Annotated in this window: 19 protein-coding genes; 10 read left to right on the top strand and 9 right to left on the bottom strand. The window is 71.5% G+C overall.

Translation table 11 applies throughout. The features are described 5' to 3' along the window. Positions 1–138 (bottom strand): GTP-binding protein (locus MKK68_RS00730; RefSeq protein WP_243934179.1); only part of this gene is annotated, 138 nt, incomplete at its 3' end. Between the two features lie 312 nt (positions 139–450). Between MKK68_RS00730 and MKK68_RS00725 the strand changes: the two genes are divergently transcribed. Further along, complete coding sequence (locus tag MKK68_RS00725) at positions 451–1,314, top strand: outer membrane protein (RefSeq protein ID WP_147842940.1); 864 nt, start codon at positions 451–453, stop codon at positions 1,312–1,314. Between the two features lie 119 nt (positions 1,315–1,433). Here the strand turns inward: MKK68_RS00725 and MKK68_RS00720 are convergent, their stop codons facing one another. Continuing rightward, complete coding sequence (locus tag MKK68_RS00720; RefSeq protein ID WP_244027602.1) at positions 1,434–1,841, bottom strand: PaaI family thioesterase; 408 nt, start codon at positions 1,839–1,841, stop codon at positions 1,434–1,436. Positions 1,842–2,088: 247 nt separating this feature from the next. Here MKK68_RS00720 and MKK68_RS00715 point away from each other — a divergent pair, with 247 nt between their 5' ends. The 6 genes from MKK68_RS00715 to MKK68_RS00690 all read left to right on the top strand — a co-directional run bounded on the left by MKK68_RS00715 (position 2,089) and on the right by MKK68_RS00690 (position 7,594). After that, positions 2,089–3,120 (top strand): cyclase family protein, encoded by a 1,032-nt coding sequence (locus tag MKK68_RS00715; protein ID WP_244027600.1) that lies wholly within the window; start codon positions 2,089–2,091, stop codon positions 3,118–3,120. A 15-nt stretch (positions 3,121–3,135) separates the two neighbouring features. Next, positions 3,136–4,086, top strand: coding sequence for a 3-hydroxyacyl-CoA dehydrogenase family protein (locus MKK68_RS00710; protein ID WP_244027587.1), 951 nt, complete (start codon positions 3,136–3,138; stop codon positions 4,084–4,086). A gap of 40 nt (positions 4,087–4,126) precedes the next feature. Next, complete coding sequence (locus MKK68_RS00705) at positions 4,127–4,885, top strand: SDR family NAD(P)-dependent oxidoreductase (RefSeq protein WP_243934172.1); 759 nt, start codon at positions 4,127–4,129, stop codon at positions 4,883–4,885. Positions 4,886–4,895: 10 nt separating this feature from the next. Beyond that, a complete protein-coding gene (locus MKK68_RS00700; RefSeq protein ID WP_244027585.1) occupies positions 4,896–5,780 on the top strand; it encodes a 3-keto-5-aminohexanoate cleavage protein in 885 nt (294 codons plus the stop codon). 76 nt (positions 5,781–5,856) lie between these two features. Further along, complete coding sequence (locus MKK68_RS00695; protein WP_244027577.1) at positions 5,857–7,071, top strand: acetyl-CoA C-acyltransferase; 1,215 nt, start codon at positions 5,857–5,859, stop codon at positions 7,069–7,071. Between the two features lie 100 nt (positions 7,072–7,171). Continuing rightward, positions 7,172–7,594 carry an organic hydroperoxide resistance protein gene (locus tag MKK68_RS00690; RefSeq protein ID WP_147726259.1) on the top strand — a complete coding sequence of 141 codons (423 nt, stop codon included), beginning with the start codon at positions 7,172–7,174 and terminating at the stop codon, positions 7,592–7,594. Between the two features lie 91 nt (positions 7,595–7,685). Here the strand turns inward: MKK68_RS00690 and MKK68_RS00685 are convergent, their stop codons facing one another. After that, positions 7,686–9,560, bottom strand: a complete 1,875-nt coding sequence (locus MKK68_RS00685) for a M3 family oligoendopeptidase (RefSeq protein WP_244027575.1) — start codon at positions 9,558–9,560, stop codon at positions 7,686–7,688. 285 nt (positions 9,561–9,845) lie between these two features. Between MKK68_RS00685 and MKK68_RS00680 the strand changes: the two genes are divergently transcribed. The 3 genes from MKK68_RS00680 to MKK68_RS00670 all read left to right on the top strand — a co-directional run bounded on the left by MKK68_RS00680 (position 9,846) and on the right by MKK68_RS00670 (position 15,370). Further along, positions 9,846–11,339, top strand: a complete 1,494-nt coding sequence (locus tag MKK68_RS00680; RefSeq protein ID WP_244027573.1) for a sigma-54-dependent transcriptional regulator — start codon at positions 9,846–9,848, stop codon at positions 11,337–11,339. Between the two features lie 161 nt (positions 11,340–11,500). Next, the gene (locus MKK68_RS00675; protein WP_244027571.1) at positions 11,501–13,597 is read left to right on the top strand and encodes a murein L,D-transpeptidase; all 2,097 of its coding nucleotides are present in this window, start codon (positions 11,501–11,503) and stop codon (positions 13,595–13,597) included. 330 nt (positions 13,598–13,927) lie between these two features. Beyond that, positions 13,928–15,370 carry a DUF882 domain-containing protein gene (locus tag MKK68_RS00670; protein ID WP_243938089.1) on the top strand — a complete coding sequence of 481 codons (1,443 nt, stop codon included), beginning with the start codon at positions 13,928–13,930 and terminating at the stop codon, positions 15,368–15,370. 30 nt (positions 15,371–15,400) lie between these two features. Here the strand turns inward: MKK68_RS00670 and MKK68_RS00665 are convergent, their stop codons facing one another. The 6 genes from MKK68_RS00665 to MKK68_RS00640 all read right to left on the bottom strand — a co-directional run. Continuing rightward, a complete protein-coding gene (locus MKK68_RS00665) occupies positions 15,401–15,643 on the bottom strand; it encodes a hypothetical protein (RefSeq protein ID WP_147843906.1) in 243 nt (80 codons plus the stop codon). Positions 15,644–15,997: 354 nt separating this feature from the next. Continuing rightward, on the bottom strand, positions 15,998–18,688 hold the full coding sequence (gene ppdK, locus MKK68_RS00660; RefSeq protein ID WP_147727953.1) for a pyruvate, phosphate dikinase: 2,691 nt from the start codon (positions 18,686–18,688) through the stop codon (positions 15,998–16,000). A 222-nt stretch (positions 18,689–18,910) separates the two neighbouring features. Further along, positions 18,911–19,063 (bottom strand): DUF3096 domain-containing protein, encoded by a 153-nt coding sequence (locus tag MKK68_RS00655; RefSeq protein WP_147727954.1) that lies wholly within the window; start codon positions 19,061–19,063, stop codon positions 18,911–18,913. Positions 19,064–19,137: 74 nt separating this feature from the next. Beyond that, entirely contained in the window at positions 19,138–19,764 is a 627-nt protein-coding gene (locus MKK68_RS00650; RefSeq protein WP_244027569.1) for a DUF1989 domain-containing protein, read from the bottom strand. Continuing rightward, positions 19,757–20,521, bottom strand: a complete 765-nt coding sequence (gntA, locus tag MKK68_RS00645; RefSeq protein WP_147727956.1) for a guanitoxin biosynthesis heme-dependent pre-guanitoxin N-hydroxylase GntA — start codon at positions 20,519–20,521, stop codon at positions 19,757–19,759. The genes MKK68_RS00650 and gntA overlap by 8 nt, the downstream gene beginning before the upstream one ends. Positions 20,522–20,774: 253 nt before the next feature. Continuing rightward, on the bottom strand, positions 20,775–21,210 hold a 436-nt coding region (locus MKK68_RS00640; RefSeq protein ID WP_279605146.1), incomplete at its 5' end, for a DNA translocase FtsK.

The following is a 21,210-nucleotide window of genomic DNA, read 5'->3' as shown; positions in this document are numbered from 1 at the left end:
GGCCGTGAACGTCGCCCCGCCGGACTCCGCCAAGACCTTCGTGATCGCCGCCGTCAGCGACGTCTTGCCGTGGTCAACGTGACCGATCGTGCCGATGTTGCAGTGCGGCTTCGTGCGGGCAAACTTCTCTTTGGCCATGGTTCCCGTTCCTGCGGCAGGGCCCGCGCACGGGCGCACCCGATCTCGACTCTCGCCCGGCTCGCGGGGGAGCCCCGGCGAAAGGCGCGGTCGGATTAGAGGCTCGCCGTCCTTTGATCAAGGGCCGGCGCCCCGGCCGCGCCCGCCGCCGGCCCGACGGGGCAGGCCGGCGGCGATTCGGTCGGGCAAGGTCGTCCGTGGCGCCACCGCTGCATTTGGGTCGCACTGTGGCATGGCGGGCATAGTTGCCCGGGCACGCTTACGCTTAAGTGGGGCCAGAGCCATTCGGGACAGTCTTCAGGTACCCCTCACATGACGAAGAAGCTTCTCCTCGCCTCGACCGTGCTGGCCGGCATGACCGCCGTCGCCTCCGCCGCCGACCTGCCGCGCCGCGAGCCCCCGCCGGTCTTCACCCCGATCCCGGTGTTCACCTGGACCGGCTTCTACGCCGGCCTCGAGTCGACCTACACCTTCACCGACCGCCAGCGGATCACCACCACCGGCATCTCGCCCGTGAACGTCGCCAACGTGCAGGCCCTGCGTCGTCCGCCGCTGGCCACCACCGAGACCGACGGCATCGGCAAGATCGGCGGCACCGCGGGCTACAACTATCAGTTCACCCCGGGCTCCGGCTTCGTCCTCGGCGGCGCCGTCAGCGTCGACTGGACCGACATCCACAAGGGCCGCTTCAGCCTCGACGCTCCGAACGCCGGCGGCGTCCTGCCCAACCCGAACTACTTCCGCCAGAGCCTGGAATATCTCGGCACCGTCACCGGCCGCGTCGGCTACGCCTTCGACCGGTTCATGGTCTACGGGACCGGCGGCTTCGCCTTCGGCGAGGTTCAGTACGATGCCAACTTTTACACCCCCGGCGGCGCCCTCGCCTTCGCCGGCCGCACCAACAACCTCGAGACCGGTTACGCCTACGGCGGCGGCGTCGAGTACGCGATCCCGACCGACAGCTTCCTGAACACCTTCGCCTTCGCGAAGTATCTCGGCCTGAAGTACGACGCCGTGACGATCAAGGCCGAGTACCTCCACTACGACCTCGGCAGCCGCAACGTCATCGTCGGCTCGTTCAACGGTGTCGGCCCGGGCGCCGGCTACATCTCGCGCTTCCGCACCGAGGGCAGCATCATCCGCGCTGGCTTCAACTACAAGTTTGGCGGCCTCTAAGGTCTTCGCCGGAGGGTGATCCCTCCGGCCCCTTGGAATGCTGCGATGAAGCCCCGGGCGCATGCGTCCGGGGCTTTTTTCGTGTCGGCGGCGGCCGCTTTCGTCGATGGTCGCCTACCTCACGCCGCAGGCCCCGGTTCGCTGCGGGCAGGCTTGAACAGGCCGCTCGCGGTGGCGACCAGATCGCCGCCCTCCCCGCGGATCTCCGCCTCGCAGAACAGAACCGAGCGCCCGCCGCGCACCACGAACCCTTCGGCGAGCAGCACGCCGCGGCCGGGGGCGAGGAAGCGGGTCTGCATGTCGAGGGTGAGCACCGGCCGCCCGGCGGCGAGCCGCGCCGCCGTCCCCATGGCGATGTCGAGCAGCGTGCAGATCACCCCGCCATGGGCGATGCCGAGGTTGTTGCCGTGGTCGTCGCGCAGCCTCAGCCGCAGCCGGGTGCGTCCCTCGGCATAGCCGAGCGCCTCGACGCCGCAGAGCCGCGCGAACGGGATGTCGGCCCCGAAGATCGTATCCTGCTCGCGCATCGGCTGCTCCAGCCCTCGCCCGTTTCGAAGGTCCGGTATGCGGACGCTCGCGCGCCCTGACAATTCCGCCCGGCTTCGTCGCTCCGGCCGCGACCCGGTCGTTGACAGACCGGTATGGCCGGACGGACGATGCGGCCAACGGGATCCGCCAAGGATCCGCCTTCAGGGATGGACGCATGCGCCCGGCTCCGGCACCCGCCGCGCCCCGGATCTGCGAGGGCAGAACCGATACCGGCAGGACGCGCCGATGACCGAGCCGCGCTGGCGCCGCCGGCCCGAGGGTTCGACCTGGGGCGATTACGGCCCTGAGGACCAGCTCGGCCGCGTCAACGGGCTCGATGCGGCCAAGGTGCTGCAGGGCGTCGCGGAGGTCCGCGTGGGCCGGACCTTCTGCCTCAGCCTGCCCCTCGACCTGCCCGGCGGCAACGTCCTGAACCAGCGCCGCCACCCGCCGCGCCTCAGCCCGACGGTCCGGGCCAACGGCCGGCCTGTGACCAACTTCCGGGTCTGCGAGGAGGTCGACGGCGCCACCGACGTGATCTGCGACGACCGGGTGATGCTCTATCTGCAATACTCGACGCAGTGGGACAGCCTCGCCCATGTCGGCGGCCTGTTCGACGCCGACGGGGACGGAACGCCGAAACCCGTCTACTACAACGGTTTCCGCGGCGGCCTCGACGTGACGGGTCCGAGCGAGGCGGCCGAGGTCGAGGCCCCGTCGCGCGCGCACCGCCTCGGCATCGAGCGCTTGGCCGAGCACGGCATGCAGGGCCGTGGCGTGATGGTCGACCTGCGGGCGCATCACGGCGACGCCCGCACGCTCGTCGGCTACGACGCCCTGATGCGGATCCTGGAAGCCGACGGGGTCGCGGTCGAGCCCGGCGACATGGTCTGCCTGCATACCGGCTTCGCCGACCGGCTCCTCGCCTGGGCCGGGCATCCGGACCCGCAGGAGGTCCACCGAATCAGCGCCGTCCTCGATGGCCGCGACGCGAGGCTGCTCGCCTGGATCACCGACAGCGGGCTCTCCGCGCTCGCCGCCGACAACTACGCGGTCGAGGCCTATCCGGCGCGGCCGGGCGGGGCGTGCTGCGCGATCCTGCCGCTGCACGAGCACTGCCTGTTCAAGCTCGGGCTGCCGCTGGGCGAGCTCTGGCACCTGACCCCGTTGGCGGCCTGGCTCAAGGCGAACGGGCGCCATCGCTTCCTGCTCACCGCGCCGCCCCTGCGGCTTCCCGGCGCCGTCGGCTCGCCGGCGACGCCGATCGCCACCGTCTGACCGGAGGAGGACATCATGGCCGAGATCGCCGTCGTCGGGGCCGGGCTGATGGGTCACGGCATCGCCCTGGTCCTGGCGCTCGGCGGCCATGCCGTCCGCCTCACGGACAGCCGCGCCGAGACCCTTGATGCGGTGCCCGCCCTGATGGCCTCCGCGCTCGCGACCTTGGCGGAAGCCGGCGCCGCGTCGGACGGGTGGACCGCCGACCGCCTCGCCGCGGCCGTGCGGCTTTCGCCGGACCTCGCGGCCACGGTCGACGGGGCGAGCCTCGTCGTCGAGGCGATCACCGAGGACCCGGAGGCGAAGCGCACGCTGTTCTCCGAGCTCGACGGGCTCTGCGCCGCCGACGCGGTGATCGCCAGCAACACCAGCTACCTCGACGTCTTCCCGCTGATCCCGGTCGGGCGGCAGCCGCGCGCCCTCGTCGCGCACTGGTACACGCCCCCCTACATCATCGATCTCGTCGACGTGGTGCCGGGTCCCGAGACGCGGCCGGAGGTGGTGGCCGAGATTCGCGACCTCGTCGTCGGGCTCGGCCAGGTGCCGATCGTCCTCAAGCGCTTCGTGCCGGGCTACGTCGCCAACCGCATCCAGTCGGCGATCACCGCCGAGGTGCACCACCTCCTCGACGAAGGCTACGCCACCCCGCGCGAGATCGACGACGCCATCGTGCACGGGCTCTCGCTGCGCATCCCGATTCTCGGCCACCTTGCCAAGGCGGACTTCACCGGTCTCGACCTGCAGCGCCGGGCGCTCGCCAACGCGAGCTACGCCCCGCCCCCGCCGCGCACCCGGTCGGGCAGCCTCGACGCCCTCTGCGCCGAGGGCCGGACCGGGGTGATGGCCGGGCGCGGCTACTTCGACTGGGGCGGCCGCGACCCGGCGGAGCTGTTCCGCGAGCGCGACCGCAAGCTGCTCGCCCTCAAGGCGGCGATGCGCGGCATCGGCCGGATGGAGGGCACGTGAGCGTCCGCCGCCGACCTCCGATCGCAGACGGGAGCACACCATGATCGGCGCCGACCTTCGCGGAAAAGCCGTCCTCGTCACCGGGGCGTCCTCCGGCATCGGCCTGGCCGCCGCCACGCTGTTCGCGCGCAACGGGGCCGCAGTCGCCCTGAACCACCTCGCGGACGACCCACGCGGCCCGGAGGCCGCCGGGCGTCTGCGCGCGGACGGTCTCTTCGTCACGGCGGTCGCCGGCGACGTCTCCCGCGCAGGCGAGGCGGAGGCGATGGTGGCCGAGGCGATCGCGACGCTCGGCGGCCTCGACGTGCTGATCAACAATGCCGGCACCTCGGGCACGCAGGCGCCGATCGCCTTCGAGGACCTCGACGCGATGACCGAGGATTTCTGGGATTCGATCCTGTCGACCAACCTCGTCGGCCCCTATCGCTGCGCGCGGGCCGCCGCCCCCGCCCTGCGGGCGCGCCGCGGCGCCATCGTCAACACCGCCTCGGTCGCCGGCCTCGGGCGGCGCGGCTCCAGCATCGCCTACTCGGCGAGCAAGGCCGGGCTCGTGAACCTGACGCGCTCGCTCGCCCGGGCGCTCGCCCCCGAGATCCGCGTCAACGCGGTCGCGCCGGGCCTCGTGGCCACGCCCTGGACCGCGAACTGGCCCGAGGCGCGCAAGGCGGCGACCGTCGCCAACACCCTGATGGCGCGCCTGGCCGAGCCCGAGGACATCGCCGAGGCGATGTTCTTCCTCGCCGCCGGCGGGGCCTACATCACCGGCGAGACGCTGGTGGTCGACGGCGGGATGATCTGAGGAGACGGCGATGTCGCAGAAGACCGTGATCACCTGCGCCCTGACGGGCTCGTTCGACACGCCGTCGAAGAACCCGGCGGTGCCGGTCAGCCCGGTGGCCATCGCCCGCTCGGCGCTCGAGGCGGCCGAGGCCGGCGCCGCGGTGGTGCACATCCACGTCCGCCACCCCGAGACCGCGGCGCCGAGCATGGAGCTCGCGCATTACCGCGAGGTGGTGGAGCGCATCCGCGAGCGCAACGCCAACGTGATCCTCAACCTGACCACGGGCGCCGGCGGACGCTTCGTGCCGGGCGCGTCCGATCCGGCCGCGGCGGGGCTTGGTACCCTCTTCGAGACCCCGGCGGTGCGCACCCGCCACGTGAGCGCGCTCAGGCCGGAGCTCTGCACCCTCGACGTCGCGACGATGAACTTCGGCGAGAACCTGTTCCTCAACACCCCGGCGCACCTGCGCGCCATGGCCGAGGCGATCCGCGCCGCCGGCGTGCGGCCGGAGATCGAGGTGTTCGACCTCGGCCACATCGCGCTCGCCCGCCACCTCATCGCCGAGGGGCATCTCGCCGCCCCGCCGCTGTTCCAGATCTGCCTGGGCATCCCGTGGGGGGCGCCGGCCGACCCCGAGACCCTGGTGCAGATGCGCGCGCGGCTGCCGGCCGACGCGGTCTGGTCGGCCTTCGGCATCGGCCGGGCCGAGTTCCCGATGGTGGCGCTCGCCGCCAGCATGGGCGGCAACGTCCGGGTCGGCCTGGAGGACAACCTCTACCTCGCCCGCGGACGCCTGGCGCCGAGCAACGCCGCGCTCGTCGAGAAGGCGGTGACGCTGCTGTCGCTCATCGACTGCGCACCGGCGAGCCCGGCCGAGGCGCGCGCGATCTTCGGGCTCGCCGCGCGCGGTTGAGCCGGCCGGCCGGATCCGGCACACCGCCTGTCTTCCCGATACGGGCGGGATCGGCCCCGCCAAGGACCAGCACACCATGCGTGAAGCCGTCATCGTCTCGACCGCGCGGACCCCGATCGGCAAGGCCTATCGCGGCGCCTTCAACGACACCCAGGCGCAGGCGCTCGGCGGCCACGCGATCGCCCACGCGCTCTCCCGCGCCGGCATCGCGCCGGAGGAAGCCGGCACGCTGATCGGCGACGTGATCCTCGGGGCCGCCCTGCAGCAGGGCTCCACCGGCACCAACATCGCGCGGCAATCCGCCCTGCGGGCCGGGCTCCCGGCTTCGGTGGCGGGGATGAGCGTCGACCGGCAATGCGCCTCGGGGTTGATGGCGATCGCCACCGCGGCGAAGCAGATCGTCGTCGACGGCATGCAGGCCGCGATCGGCGGCGGCCTCGAATCGATCTCGCTCGTCCAGAACGAGCACCTGAACCGCTTCCGCGCCGAGGATGCGGCGCTCACCGCGATGGCCCCGCACGTCTACATGTCGATGCTGGAGACCGCCGAGATCGTCGCCGCCCGCTACGGCATCGATCGGGAGGCGCAGGACCGCTACGCGCTGCAGTCGCAGCACCGCACCGCCGAGGCCCAGGCCAACCGGCGCTTCGCCGACGAGATCGTGCCGCTGGCGACCGAGATGGCGGTCGTCGACAAGGCGACCGGTGCCGTGACGAAGCGCGCGGTGACGCTCTCGCAGGACGAGGGCAACCGGCCGCAGACCCGGCTCGAGGACCTTTCCGCCCTGAAGCCGGTGTTCCGCAACGGGCCGGCCGTCGCCGAGGGCGCGTTCATCACCGCCGGCAACGCGAGCCAGCTCTCGGACGGCGCCTCGGCCTGCGTGCTGATGGAGGCGCGGGAGGCCGAGCGGCGCGGGCTGCAGCCGCTCGGCGCCTATCGCGGCATGGCGGTGGCCGGGTGCGCGCCCGACGAGATGGGCATCGGCCCGGTCTTCGCCGTGCCCAAGCTTCTGGAGCAGCACGGGCTCACCGTCGGCGACATCGACCTGTGGGAGCTGAACGAGGCCTTCGCGGTCCAGGTCCTGTATTGCCGCGACCGCCTCGGCATTCCCGACGAGCGCCTCAACGTCGACGGCGGCGCGATCGCGATCGGCCATCCCTACGGCATGTCCGGCGCGCGCATGACCGGGCACCTGCTGATCGAGGGGCGCCGCCGGGGCGCCAAGTACGGCGTGGTCACGATGTGCGTGGGCGGCGGCATGGGCGCGGCCGGCCTGTTCGAGATCTACTGAACGCGCGACATCGGTTGCGCGCAACCTAGTTTCGTGGGATGAAGGGTCATCGATCGCCCGCGAGCGGGTGCGTGATTCCCAACGCCGACAGGAGACGACGATGCAGGCTCTCTACACCGCCCACGCCCACGCCACCGGCGGCCGCGAAGGATCCGCCGCGACCGACGACAGCCGTCTCGGCGTCGGCCTCTCGACCCCGAAGGAACTCGGCGGCAACGGCGGCCCGGGCAGCAACCCCGAGCAGCTCTTCGCCGCCGGCTACGCCGCCTGCTTCCTCGGCGCGATCAAGTTCGTCGCCGCCCAGGACAAGGTGAAGGTGCCCGAGGACGCCCGCGTCGACGCCGAGGTCGGCATCGGCAAGCGCGACGACGGCACCGGCTTCGGCCTCACCGTCAGCCTCAAGGCCAGCCTGCCGGGCATCGATGCCGAGAAGGCCGCCGACCTCGTGAAGCGCGCCGACGTGGTCTGCCCGTACTCGCACGCCACCCGCGGCAACATCCGGGTCGACGTCGCCGCCGTCTGATCGCGGCCGCAACCGAGACCGAAAAGACCCGCGACGGGGCACCCCGTCGCGGGTCTTTTCATGCGTGTCGACCGCGGGAGGGCCCTGGCGTTCAGGCCTCGGATTCCATCCCCTCCAGCTCCGCGATCATGCCCTCGATCATGCCGAGGCCGATCTGCCAGAAGCCGGGATCGCGGGCGTCGAGGCCGAACGGGGCCAGGAGCTCGCCGTAGGGCTTCGAGCCGCCGGCCGAGAGCAGGGCGAAGTAGCGCTCGACGAAGCCGCCCTCCGCCTTGGCGTAGACCCCGTAGAGCGAGTTCACTAGGCAGTCGCCGAAGGCGTAGGCGTAGACGTAGAACGGCGAGTGGATGAAGTGCGGGATGTAGGCCCAGAACGGCTCGTATCCGGCATCGAGCGTGATCGCCGGGCCGAGCGATTCGGCCTGCACCGACATCCACAGGCCGTTGATCTGCTCCGCGGTGAGCTCGCCCTCGGCGCGCGCGAGGTGGACCTTGCGCTCGAACGAGTAGAACGCGATCTGGCGCACCACCGTGTTGATCATGTCCTCGACCTTGGCGGCCAGCATCGCCCGGCGCTGGGTCGTGTTGGTCGTCGCCGCGAGCAGGCGCCGGAAGGTCAGCATCTCGCCGAACACGCTGGCAGTCTCGGCCAGGGTCAGCGGCGTCGGTGCCATCAGCGCGCCGTTGTGGCCGGCCAGCACCTGGTGCACGCCGTGGCCGAGCTCGTGCGCGAGGGTCATCACGTCCCGCGGCTTGCCCTGGTAGTTGACCAGCACGTAGGGGTGGACCGAAGGCACCGTCGGGTGTGCGAAGGCGCCGGGCGCCTTGCCGGGCCGCGTCGGCGCGTCGATCCAGCGCCGGTCGAAGAAGTCCCGCGCGATGCCGGCCATCTTCGGCGAGAACGCGCCGTAGGCGTCGAGCACCGTGTCGCGCGCCTCGGTCCACGGGATGGTGCGCTGCTCGACCTTCGGCAGCGGCGCGTTGCGGTCCCAGTAGGGCAGCGCCTCGACGCCGAACCACTTGGCCTTCAGCCGGTAGTAGCGGTGCGAGAGCCGCGGATAGGCCTCGCGAACGGCATCGACCAGCGCCGCGACCACCTCGGGCTCGACGCGGTTCGAAAGGTGGCGGGCATCCGCCACGTCCTTGAAGCCGCGCCAGCGGTCCGAGATCTCCTTGTCCTTGGCCAGCGTGTTGGTGATCAGCGTGAACACCCGCAGGTTCTCGCGGAACACCTCGCTCAGCGCCCCGGCCGCCTCCCGGCGGACCTCGCCGTCCGGGTCCTGGAGCTTGTTCAGCGTCGGCTCCAGGGGCAGCCGCTCCCCCTGGACGGGGAAGCGCAGGGCCGCGATGGTCTCGTTGAACAGGCGGTCCCAGGCCGCGTTCGCGGTGACGGATTTCTCCAGGAACAGCTTCTCGATCCGGTCCTCGAGCTGGAACGGCTTTTCGCGGCGCAGATCCTCGATCCACGGGGCGTAGCGAGCGAGCGGCCCGGCGGACATCGCCACGTCGAGAACCCCGTCCTCGATCCGGTTGAGCTCGAGCGCGAAGAACAGCAGGTTTCCGGAGGCGTCGGTGAGGCGCTCGCGGGTGTCGCCATAGAACTTCGCCCGCGCCTCGTCGGTGGTGTCGCCGGAATAGACCAGCCCGGCATAGGACATCAGGCGGCCGAGCAGCTCCTCGATCGCCTCGTAGGCCGCGACCGCGGCGGCGAGCTTGCCCGAGGCGTCGGGCCCGCTCGCGAGCTGTGCGATCTTCCCGGCGTAGGTCTCGGAGAACGAACGGCAATCCGTTTCCGCCTTCGCGAGGTCGCGGCGGAAGTCTGGCGCGTCCAGGCCGGAATACAGGTCGGCGAGGTCCCATTCGGGAAGCGGCCCGAGATCGACCGCGTGGGCCGCGGCACGCGCCGCGGAGGCGCCCTCGGCGCTCCGGAGGGGCGACCCTGCGGGGGCGAAGGCTCGGGCGGACATGATTCCTCGCATGGATCCTCGGTTCGTTGCCGGCGTGTCGCCCGCGCGGGGCCCGACGGGCCCTTCCCGCCTCATATCGAGCGCGATCGACGGCGTTCAACCGAATTCGGCGGCCGCCGGCGATGCAAGCGGCGCCTGCGGCAAATCTCCCGTCGTCGTTAAGCGGGGCTTTACGCATCTGGGCGACGCTCCGGCTCGAAACGAAACACCCGCCGGTCGTGCCGGGTGCCGGGTCCCGCGAGGTCCGGCGCCGCGGTCGACCCGCGGCAGCGAGGAAAAGCCCGCATGGCGACAACGGTCCTGATCGTCGACGACGATCCCGTTCAGCGTCGTCTCGCCGAGGCGACGGTGCGCCGCTTCGGCTTCGAGGCGAAGCTCGCGGAGAACGGTGCGGACGCGCTCGCGCTGCTGCGGACCCAGCCCGAGATCGACGTGGTGCTGCTCGACCTCGTCATGCCCGGCGGCCTCGACGGCCTCGGCGTGCTCGCCGAGATGCGGAAATCCGGCCTCGACACCCCGGTCATCGTCCAGACCGCCAACGGCTCGATCGACGCCGTCGTCACCGCGATGCGCGCCGGCGCCGTCGACTTCGTGGTCAAGCCCGCCGGCGCCGAGCGGCTGCAGGTCTCGATCAAGAACGCGCTCCGGGTCGACCACCTGGAGGAGGAGGTCCGGCGCATGCGCCGCCGCGCCTCCGGCTCGCTCCGCTTCAAGGACCTCACCTCGAAGTCGCCCGACATGGAGCGGGTGATCCGGCTCGCCGAACGCGCCGCGAAATCCAACATCCCGGTGCTGATCGAGGGCGAATCCGGCGTCGGCAAGGAGGTGCTGGCGCGCGCGATCCAGGGATCGGGCGAGCGGCGCGGAAAGCCCTTCGTCACGGTCAATTGCGGGGCGATCCCCGACAACCTCGTCGAATCGACCCTGTTCGGGCACGAGAAGGGCGCCTTCACTGGCGCCACCGAGCGCCATGCCGGCAAGTTCGTGGAGGCGTCCGGCGGGACGCTGTTCCTCGACGAGATCGGCGAGCTGCCCCTCGATGCGCAGGTGAAGCTGCTGCGCGCGCTGCAGGAGGGCGAGGTCGACCCGGTCGGGGGCAAGCGCAGCGTGCGCGTCGACATCCGCCTGGTCTCGGCGACGAACCGCTCGCTGCTCGACCTCGTCAAGGAGGGCCGCTTCCGCGAGGACCTGTACTATCGCCTCAACGTCTTCCCGATGACCCTGCCGCCGCTCCGCGCCCGGCGCGAGGACGTGCCCGACCTGGTGCGCTCGTTCTGCGCCCGGTTCGCGGCCGAGGAAGGCAAGCGCGTCCGCGCGATCACCCCCGAGGCGATGGCCCTGCTGACCCGATACGGCTGGCCCGGCAACGTCCGCCAGCTCGAGAACGCGCTGTTCCGCGCGGTGGTGCTCGCCGACGGCGACGAGCTGACGGTGGCCGAGTTCCCGCAGATCGCCGCCCAGGTCGAGGGCTTCGACGTCCGCATCCCGGCGGCGCCCGTGCAGCCGATGCTGTCGGCCCATTCGCCCGAGCCGGTGCGCGAGATCGTCCGCGTCGAGGTGCGCGACCCCCACGCGATGTCGCTGGTGGTCGAGGACACCGGCGAGATGAAGCCGATGGATGCGCTGGAGGCCGAGATCATCCGCTTCGCGCTGCAATTCTATCGCGGCCGGATGTCGGAGGTGTCGCGCCGCCTCGGAATCGGCCGGTCCACCCTGTATCGCAAGCTCAAGGATCTCGGGCTCGACGGCGACGACAAGGCCGAAGAGGCCGCGGCCTGATCCGGCCCGAGGGCCGACGCCCGACCGATAGGCTCGGCGCATCAGGCACTTGCAGGCACGCGACGGCGCGAGCGGAGGGGGGCGATTGCGCACGACCGGGCTTGCGCCGATACTGATAAGGTTGTGGGCGGCCTCGAGGTCGGTCCCCAGGAGGTTCGCAGATGGGCGTCTCGCGCTCGGCCAAAGCAGCCCTGGCCGTCCTGTTGGCCGGCTCCGTCGCGCAGGGCGCCCTTTCCACGGCGGCCTTCGCCCGCGGTGGCCTGGACGACCTCCCGCCCGCCGCCGCCGTTGCCACCGCGACCCCGGACAAGGCCGTCGCCGCCGATAAGGCGCCCGCATCCGATCCGGCCGCGGTCTCGGATCCGAGCCTGCCGCCGCCGGCCACCGGCCTCGAGGCGGTGACGCCGTCCGAGCCGCCGAAGGCCGATCCGGCCCAGAACGAGGCGCCCGGACCGGAGCGTCCGGCGGTCGCCGCGGCGCCCACCGTGCCGAGCGACCCGCAGGCGGCCGCCGTGTTCAACCGCCTGGCCTCGCCTGCCCCGCTGCTCGCCCGCCTGACGACGAAGGAGCGCGAGGCGATCCAGGCGTTCTACGCGCTCGGCGCCTTCAAGCCGGTCTGGATCGTGGACGGCGCCTACACGCCGGCGGCGAAGGCCGTCGCCGCACGCCTCGCGGGGGCGCCCGAGGACGGCCTCGACGCCCGCGCCTATCCGGTGCCGGCGCTCCCGAAGGCGGGGAAAGCCGACACCGCCGGCAAGACGGAAAGCCCCGCCAAGGCCGAGGATCTGGCCGCCGTCGCGGAGGCCGACCTGAAGCTCTCGGCCGCCGCCGCCCTCTATGCCCGCGACGCGCGCGGCGGGCGGATCAACCTGGCCGCGATCTCGCGGCTGATCACGCCGACCCTCGATCTGCCGGCCGCCGACACGGTCCTGGCGAGCCTCGCCGGCGCAGGCGGCACCGCCGGCGACCTGCTCCAGGCCTACAATCCGCGCTCCCCCGGCTATCTCGCCCTCAAGAGCCGCCTGTCGGTGGCACGCGCGCCGGCCGCGACGGACGATGCGGGTCCGGCGACCACCCTGAGCCTGCCGCCCGGTCCGGCCCTGCGCGTCGGCATGCGCGATGCGCGCGTGCCCCTGCTGCGCGCCCATTTCGATCTGGAGAGCCGGAAGGCCGGCACCCTTGACGTCCCCCCGGGCGATCCGGAGAATTACGATTCCGGCGTCGCCGCGGCGGTCGCCAAGTTCCAGCGCAGCCGCGGCCTGCCCGGCAGCGGCGTCCTCAACGTCCAGACGGTAGGGGCGCTGGCGCAGGGCGCCAGGCAGGCGAGTGCGGTGCGGCCGGTGGGCGACGACGCGGCGCTGATCGTCAACATGGAGCGCTGGCGCTGGCTCGGCACCGATCTCGGGCCCGACTACGTGCTGGTCAACGTGCCGGAATTCCGCCTGCGCGTGTTCCGCGGCGGACGCCAGCGCGACGAGGCCCGCGTCATCGTCGGCAAGCCGGATTCGCGCACGCCCCTGTTCTCGGGGCTGATGGAATACGCGGTGGTGAACCCGTCGTGGTACGTGCCGCCCTCGATCCTGAAGACGATGCTGCCGAAGATCGCGAGCTACGGCGGCAGCACCTGGGGCGGCTACGAGATCGTGCGCCGCGGCGGCCACGTCTCGCTGCGCCAGCCGCCGGGCGAGAAGAACGCGCTCGGCTTCATCAAGTTCATGTTCCCCAACCAGCATGCCGTGTACCTGCACGACACGCCGAACCGCTCGCTGTTCTCGCGTTCGGAACGAGCCCTCAGCCACGGCTGCGTCCGCGTCGACGACCCGTTCCGCTTCGCCGACGTGGTGCTGCCGAACTGGACCGAGGAGCGCCTGAAGAAGCTCGTCGGCAAGGGCGAGCGCACCATCCGCCTGGAGCACAAGCTGCCGGTGCACCTCGCCTACTTCACCGCCACCGTCGACGACGGCGGCAGCTACCGCACGCTGCCCGACCTCTACGGCTACGATGCACCGATGCGGGCGGCCCTGGGCCTCGGCGGTGGCGGCGGTGCGGTCGCCAAGGTCTCGCCGGCGGTCCGGCCGTCCGAGCCGACGCGCCGGACGGCCGAGGCCCTGGCGCCGCCGCCGCCGCGGGCGAAGCCGCGCCACGCCGCCCTGCCGCGCCGCGCCGTGCGGGCGACCGCGGAAGCGCCGCCGCCCGAGTTCGGCGAGCCCGGCCTGTGGACGCCGAACCCGGCTCCGGTCTCGCGCAGCTGGTGGTGACCGCAGCCCGCCGGTCGCGGTCCGTGAGGAGCCCCCGCACCGGCCCCGTGGCCCATTCGCATCACCCGTCGGGCGACCGCCGCGGCGACGTGTGCCGCCGCGCTTGCCGGCACGATTTCGCCACGGTCCAGACTTAGCCGTAAGGGAATCGCGTGTGTCCGGCTCGGGCCGCCGATAACCGGGTCTTCACGGTTTTCGGCAACCTTGCGTTCACCATGGCTCCGCGCCGAACGCGGGTCGCGTCCGAGGGGTGAGACGATCGTGCCGACGCCGAGCCAGACGACGCCCCGGCCCTCGCGTCTTCGGCGCATCCTCTTCGGACTCTCCGGCATGGCGCTGGCGCTGGCGGCCGGAACCACCGGCACCCAGGATGCGGTCGCCAACGGCGACACCCGCTCGCTCACGATCTTCCACACCCACACCAAGGAGAGCGCGACCATCACGTTCAAGCGCGATGGGCGCTACGACCGCGCGGCCCTGGAGCAGCTGAACTGGCTCCTGCGCGACTGGCGCATCGACGAGCCGACCAAGATGGACCCGCGCCTGTTCGACACGGTCTGGGAGGCCTATCGGCAGGTCGGCGCCTCGGAGCCGATCCACGTGGTGTCGGCCTATCGCTCGCCCGGCACCAACGCGATGCTGCGCCGCCGCTCGAAGGCGGTGGCCGAGTACAGCCAGCACATGCTCGGCAAGGCGATGGATTTCTACCTGCCGGGCGTCTCCATCGACGACATCCGCGCGGTCGGGCTGCAGATGCAGCGCGGCGGCGTCGGCTGGTATCCGCATGCCGGCTCGCCCTTCGTCCATCTCGACGTCGGCTCGGTCCGGATGTGGCCGCGGATGAGCCACGACCAGCTCGCCCGCCTGTTCCCCGACGGCAAGACCGTCCACCTGGCGTCCGACAACCGGCCGTTCCCGCGCTACGAGGAGGCCCGCGCCGAGATCCTGGCCCGCGGCGGCACCGTGCTCGGCGTGTCCTCGCAGATCGCCTCCGCCGACGAGGAGGAGGGCCCGAGCCTCGTCGGGTTCCTCGCCGGCCTGTTCGGCAGCCGCAGCGATCCGGCTCCGGCGCCGGTCGCGGTGGCGCGCGGGAAGCCGAAGCCGGTGGTCGCGGTGGCGAGCGCCGACCCGGAAGACGGCATCGGCACCCGTGCGGCCCTCGCCTACGCCGCCCCGGCGGCGCCGGCCGCCGACGGCGCGCTGCGCGAGGCGATGCTGCGCCGCGATGGGCGCGACGCCAGGGCCCTGCTCACCGCCGAGCCACCGGCCTCGAAGCCGGAGGAGGCGATCGACGCGGCGCTGATCTCCAACGTGACGGCGCCGCTGCCGCCGCGCCGGCCCGCCGAATTCGCCACCGCCGTCGCGGCCGCCGCGCTCGCAATGCCCCTGCCGCCGCCGCGCCCGGCGCAGTTCGCCGGCCTCGGCAACGTCGGCATGGCCAGCCTGGGCACGAGCCTCGCCGCCGTCACCGAGCGGCCCGCGGCGGCGCGCCCGGTGGACGCCCTGGTCCCGGCCGACGCCGATGCGAAGGCGCAGCTGCGCGCCCTGTTCGCCGCGGTCTCGACCGAGTCCGGTGCCGCTCATCCGGCGAGCCGCATCGCCCCGGTCCGCGTGGCGCAGACGCGCGCCCGTACGGACGCGGCGCCGGAGGCGGTCGTCGGCGCGTCGCCCGACGCGGTGACGACCCGCTTCGGCCGCCGCAGCCCCGGCGACGACCTCACGGCCGCGCGCTTCACGGGCTCGGCGACCCGGGCCGTTCCCGGCGGTCGCTGAAGGATGTCGTAAGGTTCGTTGGCGCCGCCGTCAGGGCAGGCGGCGGCCCTGGCTGACCGTCATCGCCGAGGCGAGGGTCGCCGCGTACCCGGCGTCCGATCCGGCGATGCGCGCCGCGTCGAGGCTGCTCTGGGACGCCACGGCGAAGACCAGCACGCCAAGGAGCGTTCCCGCACCGACGAGCCAGAGATAAGCCCGCGCAAAAACCTTCGGAATCCGCACGGCACAGGGGTTTTCCCCGAGGTAGAGCTGTGACGAGGACGAGTCGTTCATGGCCGGCGTTCCCGCGGATGACTGACGCCCGGTCGAACCGTCGATCGCTCACGCGCATTCGGTTCGCCACTAGCATCCAACGCGGCCCTACGGCAGAGGTTCGCCGGCCCGGTTCCGTTATTTTCGTAGGTTTTTTGTGCGTGGTTAACGCGGGATCGCCAGGCGCGCCGAGGTGGGCTTCCTCACCCGTTCGCGCGACCGGATCGACCTATCGGCTCAAGGCCCCCGCGCGCCTTCCCTCCCCCGCAACGGGGGGAGGGAGAACGCGGTTCCGTTTCCGCGCGTTATGATGACGCTGGGCCGCCCAGCAAAAGGACCCGGCGCCGAAATCCGCGGATCGGCGCTCGCGGGCGCCTAGCCTTCCTTCGCCGAGACCTTGCCCAGGGCGGCCTGCGCGGCGGCGAGGCGGGCGATCGGCACGCGGTAGGGCGAGCACGACACGTAGTCGAGGCCGACCTCCTGGCAGAAGCCGATCGAGGCCGGGTCGCCGCCGTGCTCGCCGCAGATGCCGAGCTTGATGTCGGGGCGGACCGAGCGGCCGCGCTCGACGCCGATCCGCACCAGCTCGCCGACGCCCTCCTGGTCGATGGTCACGAACGGGTCGGCGGCCAGGATGCCCTTCTGGGTGTAGGGCCCGAGGAAGGTCGCCGCGTCGTCGCGCGAGATGCCGAGCGCCGTCTGCGTCAGGTCGTTGGTGCCGAAGGAGAAGAACTCCGCCGTCGCCGCGATCTCGTTGGCCTTGAGCGCCGCGCGCGGCAGCTCGATCATGGTGCCAACCTGATAGCCGATCGCCTTGCCGGTCTCCTCCGACACCGCCTTGGCGGTCGCGTCGATGCGGGCCTTCACGATGTCGAACTCGGCGCGGGAGAACACCAGCGGCACCATCACCTCGGGGGTGACCGGCGCGCCGGTCTCCTGCGCCGCCTGGACGGCCGCCTCGAAGATGGCGCGGGCCTGCATCTCCGCGATCTCCGGGAAGGCGATGGCGAGGCGGCAGCCGCGGAAGCCGAGCATCGGGTTGAACTCGGAGAGCTCGCGCATCCGGTGGCGGATCCGGTCCTCCGCGATGCCGGTGGCGTCCATCACCTCCTTCACCTCGGCGTCGGAATGCGGAAGGAACTCGTGCAGCGGCGGGTCGAGCAGGCGGATCGTGACGGGCAGGCCCGACATGATGGTGAACAGCTCGACGAAGTCCTGGCGCTGGTAGGGCAGGATCTTGGCGAGCGCCGCGCGGCGCCCCTCCGCGTCGTCGGCCAGGATCATCTCGCGCACCGCGATGATGCGGTCGCCCTCGAAGAACATGTGCTCGGTGCGGCACAGGCCGATGCCCTCGGCGCCGAAGTCGCGGGCGGTGCGGGCGTCGGTCGGCGTGTCGGCGTTGGCGCGCACCTTCATGGTGCGGTACGCGTCGGCCCAGCCCATCAGGGTGGCGAAGTCGCCCGACAGTTCGGGCGCCAGCATCGTCACCTCGCCCTGCAGCACCTGCCCCGTCGAGCCGTCGATGGTGATGCGGTCGCCGGCCTTCAGCGTCACGCCGCCGACCGTGAGGGTCTGCGCCTTGTAGTCGATCCGGATCGAGCCGACGCCCGACACGCAGGGCTTGCCCATGCCGCGGGCGACGACGGCCGCGTGGGAGGTCATGCCGCCGCGCGTGGTCAGGATGCCCTCGGAGGCGTGCATCCCGTGGATGTCCTCGGGCGAGGTCTCGATGCGCACGAGGATGCACTTGCGCTCGGCCTTGCGCAGGGTCTCGGCGTCCTCAGAGTTGAACACGATCTCGCCGGTGGCGGCGCCCGGCGAGGCCGGCAGCCCCTGCGCGATCACCTTGCGCTCGGCCTTCGGGTCGATCGTCGGGTGCAGGAGCTGGTCGAGCGCGCCGGGCTCGATCCGGGCGATCGCCTCCTCCTGCGTGATCAGGCCCTCGCCGGCCAGATCCACGGCGATGCGGAGCGCCGCCTTGGCGGTGCGCTTGCCGTTGCGGGTCTGGAGCATCCAGAGCTTCCCGCTCTCGATGGTGAACTCCATGTCCTGCATGTCGCGGTAATGGGTCTCGAGGATGCCGTAGATCCGCGTCAGCTCGGCGTAGGATTCGGGCATCGCCCGCTCCATCGACGGCTTCTCGGACTTGGCCTCGAGCCGGGCCTTCTCGGTGATGTCCTGCGGGGTGCGGATGCCGGCGACGACGTCCTCGCCCTGCGCGTTGATCAGGAACTCGCCGTAGAGCGCGCGCTCGCCGGTGGACGGGTTGCGGGTGAAGGCGACGCCGGTGGCCGAGGTGTCGCCCATGTTGCCGAACACCATGGCCTGGACGTTGACGGCGGTGCCCCAGCTCTCGGGGATGGCGTTCAGCTCGCGGTACTTCTTCGCCCGCGGGATCATCCACGAATCGAACACCGCGCCGATGGCGCCCCAGAGCTGGTCCTCGGCGCCCTGCGGGAACGGCGAGCCGTGCTCCTCGACGACGATCGCCTTGTACTTCTCGATGAGGTGCTTCCAGTCGTCGGCACCGAGCTCGGTGTCGAGATCGAAGCCCTTGCCCTCCTTGTAGTGCTCCAGCGCCTCCTCGAAGGCGTGGTGCTCAACGCCCAGCACCACGTTCGAGTACATGGTGATGAAGCGGCGGTAGGAATCGTAGGCGAAGCGCGGGTCGCCCGAGCTCTCGGCGAGCGCGGCGACGGTCGCGTCGTTGAGGCCGAGGTTGAGCACCGTGTCCATCATGCCCGGCATCGAGGCGCGGGCGCCCGAGCGCACCGAGACGAGGAGCGGGTTCGCCGCATCGCCGAAGGTCTTGCCGGTGATCGCGCCGACCTGCTCGAGGGCGGTGGCGACCTGCGCCTTCAGCTCGGCCGGGTAGGTCTGGCCGTTCTCGTAGTAGGCGGTGCAGACCTCGGTGGTGATGGTGAAGCCGGGGGGCACCGGCAGGCCGAGATTGGACATCTCGGCGAGGTTCGCGCCCTTGCCGCCGAGCAGGTCGCGCATCTGCGATTTGCCCTCGGCCTTGCCGTCGCCGAAGGTGTAGACCCACTTCGCGGTGCCGCTCGTCATATCGATTCCGTCCGTCGTGCAAGAGGACTCGCGTCCAAGGGTCTTGCGTCAAAAGGATCTTGCGTCAAAGGAAGCCGGCGTCGAAGGGTTTGCCGGCCCCTCGGGCCCATCGGTGCGGGTTGGACCATCCCGTGTTGCAACGCAAGATGAACGTCCGCGCGCCGGGTCACCCGGCATGTGACGCTCCGCGTTCATTGTCAGCCGCGAGCGGGCCTGACGGCGTCACGATAGACCGCGGAACAGGCCGAGGCCAATCACCCCGACGGCGATCAGGTAGATCGCGACGATGTAGTTCAGCAGCCGCGGCGCGATCAGGATCAGGATCCCGGCCAGGATGGCGATGGCCGGCTGCAGGTGCGAGATCGAGATGGTCATGGCGAAGCCCTCCGGCGGCCGAGCTTGACCGCCGGAGGGCGACGCACGATGGCGCGCACGGTTCCCGCCCGGCGTCAGGACGCCGGGGGCCAGGACGGCACGATTTCGTACTGGATCGGCTTGAAGGCGAAGTTGTTGGATTGCAGCGCCGAGCAGGCGGTGAGCCCGATCACCAGGTCCTGCATCGCCTCGAACACGATCCTGTCTCCGGCGCGGCTCAGGGGCGGCTCGACCTTCAGCGCGCCGGTGTGCCCGTCCACGGTCACGTTCATGAAGACGTTGAACGCCACCGGGATCCGGTCCGGCCCGATCCCGAAGGGCTCGAGGGCGGCCGCGAGGTTGCCGAAGCAGCCGCGGTGCGGCTCGGCGTCGCCGTAGATGATGCGGAAGGTGTCGGCCGAGCACGGCGTCAGCAGGAAGTCGTGCCGGCCGACCGTGTCCGCGACGATGCGGAGCATCACGTTGGAGCGGTTCGAGTAGAGCGGGTCGCCCGTGGTCAGGTAGATCCGGCTGGCATAGTCCAGCGTCCGGCCCGACGAGATCACCTCGTCGAGGTCGTCGCGGCGGAAGGCTAGCATGTCGGCAACCTGCTCGCCCTGCGGATCGGTGACCACCAGGAACTGGCCCTTGTCGAGGGTGAAGGCCGTCCCCGAGCGCGGCGCGATGGTGTGACGGCCGCAGGACGGATGCGGCTCAGACATCGGAGCCGCCCTTCGTGCGCCCGCTGAACGGGCAGGCCCAGTCGGCGTCGACCGCGCGGCCGCTGTACTGGCGCGCTTCGGAGATCTCGCCGTGCCGGGACAGCATCGGGTTGATCGAGCCGGCGAATGCCGCGTCGCGGGCCAGGATGTTCTCGCGCAGCTTCTCGTAGCGCCCCTCGGCGCGCAGCCGCTCGAACTGATCGTGCAGGTTGAAGACCAGGACCGGCGACGTGAAGCGCCTGGCCGGCCGGCTCGCGCCCGGATGCAGGCCGACGATGAAGAACGCCTCGCCGCCGAAGCTGAGGGAGAAGTGCGCGTCCTCCGGGTCGGCCGAGACGCGCCGGTCGTAGGCCTGGCCGAGGAAGCCGTCCTTGTCGGAGAGCGACTGGGCCCGCGCCCACAAGTTCTCCTCGAAGGCCTGCTCGGACAGGTCGCCCGGCCCTTCGAACACGATGGCGAAGCTCTGGAACAGGTCGGGCTGGGCGCGGTAGCGCGCGATGAAGGCGAGCAGCGCCGGGTAGATGCGCGTGTCGTCCCAGCCGGAGGTGATGTCGCGGGCGACCACGATCTTCATCCGCCCCCGCGACAGCGCCGACTTCGCGCCGACGCACGGGAAGGGCTGCGCCCGAATGAAGTCCCGGAACGCCGCCGCCAGCGGATGGTCGGCATCGTCCCGTGGCAGCCGGAGCGGCGCCGCGTGCAGGGATGACAGGTCCGGAGCGAGCGAAAACCCGCGGTTGTCCGCGTAGGAAAGCATGAGATCCCGCGTCTACGATGAAATATGCGGCACGGTTGCCGATGCCGGAGGCAGATTGGCGTCCGGATCGGGGGAACCGGCCTCAGACGGTGCGGTTCCTGATCCCGGCCGACTCCGCCGCGATCGGTCGCACTCTGCTGTGGACAGTGCCGGCTCGGCCGGAAATGCCCGCCACGACGATCCGATCGCGGCCGGGATCGGCGGCGGGTGCCGGACGCCTCAGCTTTCCGGACGCATCAGCCTTCCGAATGCCTCAGCCTTCGGCCTCGACCAGGATCTCGCGCTTGCCGGCATGGTTGGCGCCGCCGACGATGCCTTCCTGCTCCATGCGCTCCATAATCGAGGCGGCGCGGTTGTAGCCGATCTGCAGGCGACGCTGGATGTAGCTGGTCGACGCCTTCTTGTCGCGAAGCACCACCTGCACCGCCTGGTCGTAGAGGTCGCCGCCGGCCTCGCCGAACGAGCCCTGGTCGAACACGGCGCCGTCGAGCTCCAGCTCGTCGCCGCCCCTGCCGGCGCCCTGGGCGGTCCCCTTGGGGGCATCCTCCGACCCGTCGTCGGCGGTGACCGCCTCGAGGTAGGCCGGGCGGCCCTGGCGCTTGAGGTGGGCGACCACGCTCTCTACCTCCGAATCCGAGCAGAACGGCCCGTGCACCCGGGTCGTGCGACCGCCGCCGGCCATGAACAGC

This window comes from Methylobacterium sp. E-016 (genome assembly GCF_022829745.1).
Taxonomy (GTDB): Bacteria; Pseudomonadota; Alphaproteobacteria; order Rhizobiales; family Beijerinckiaceae; genus Methylobacterium.
This window is presented reverse-complemented; position numbering and strand designations above follow the sequence as displayed.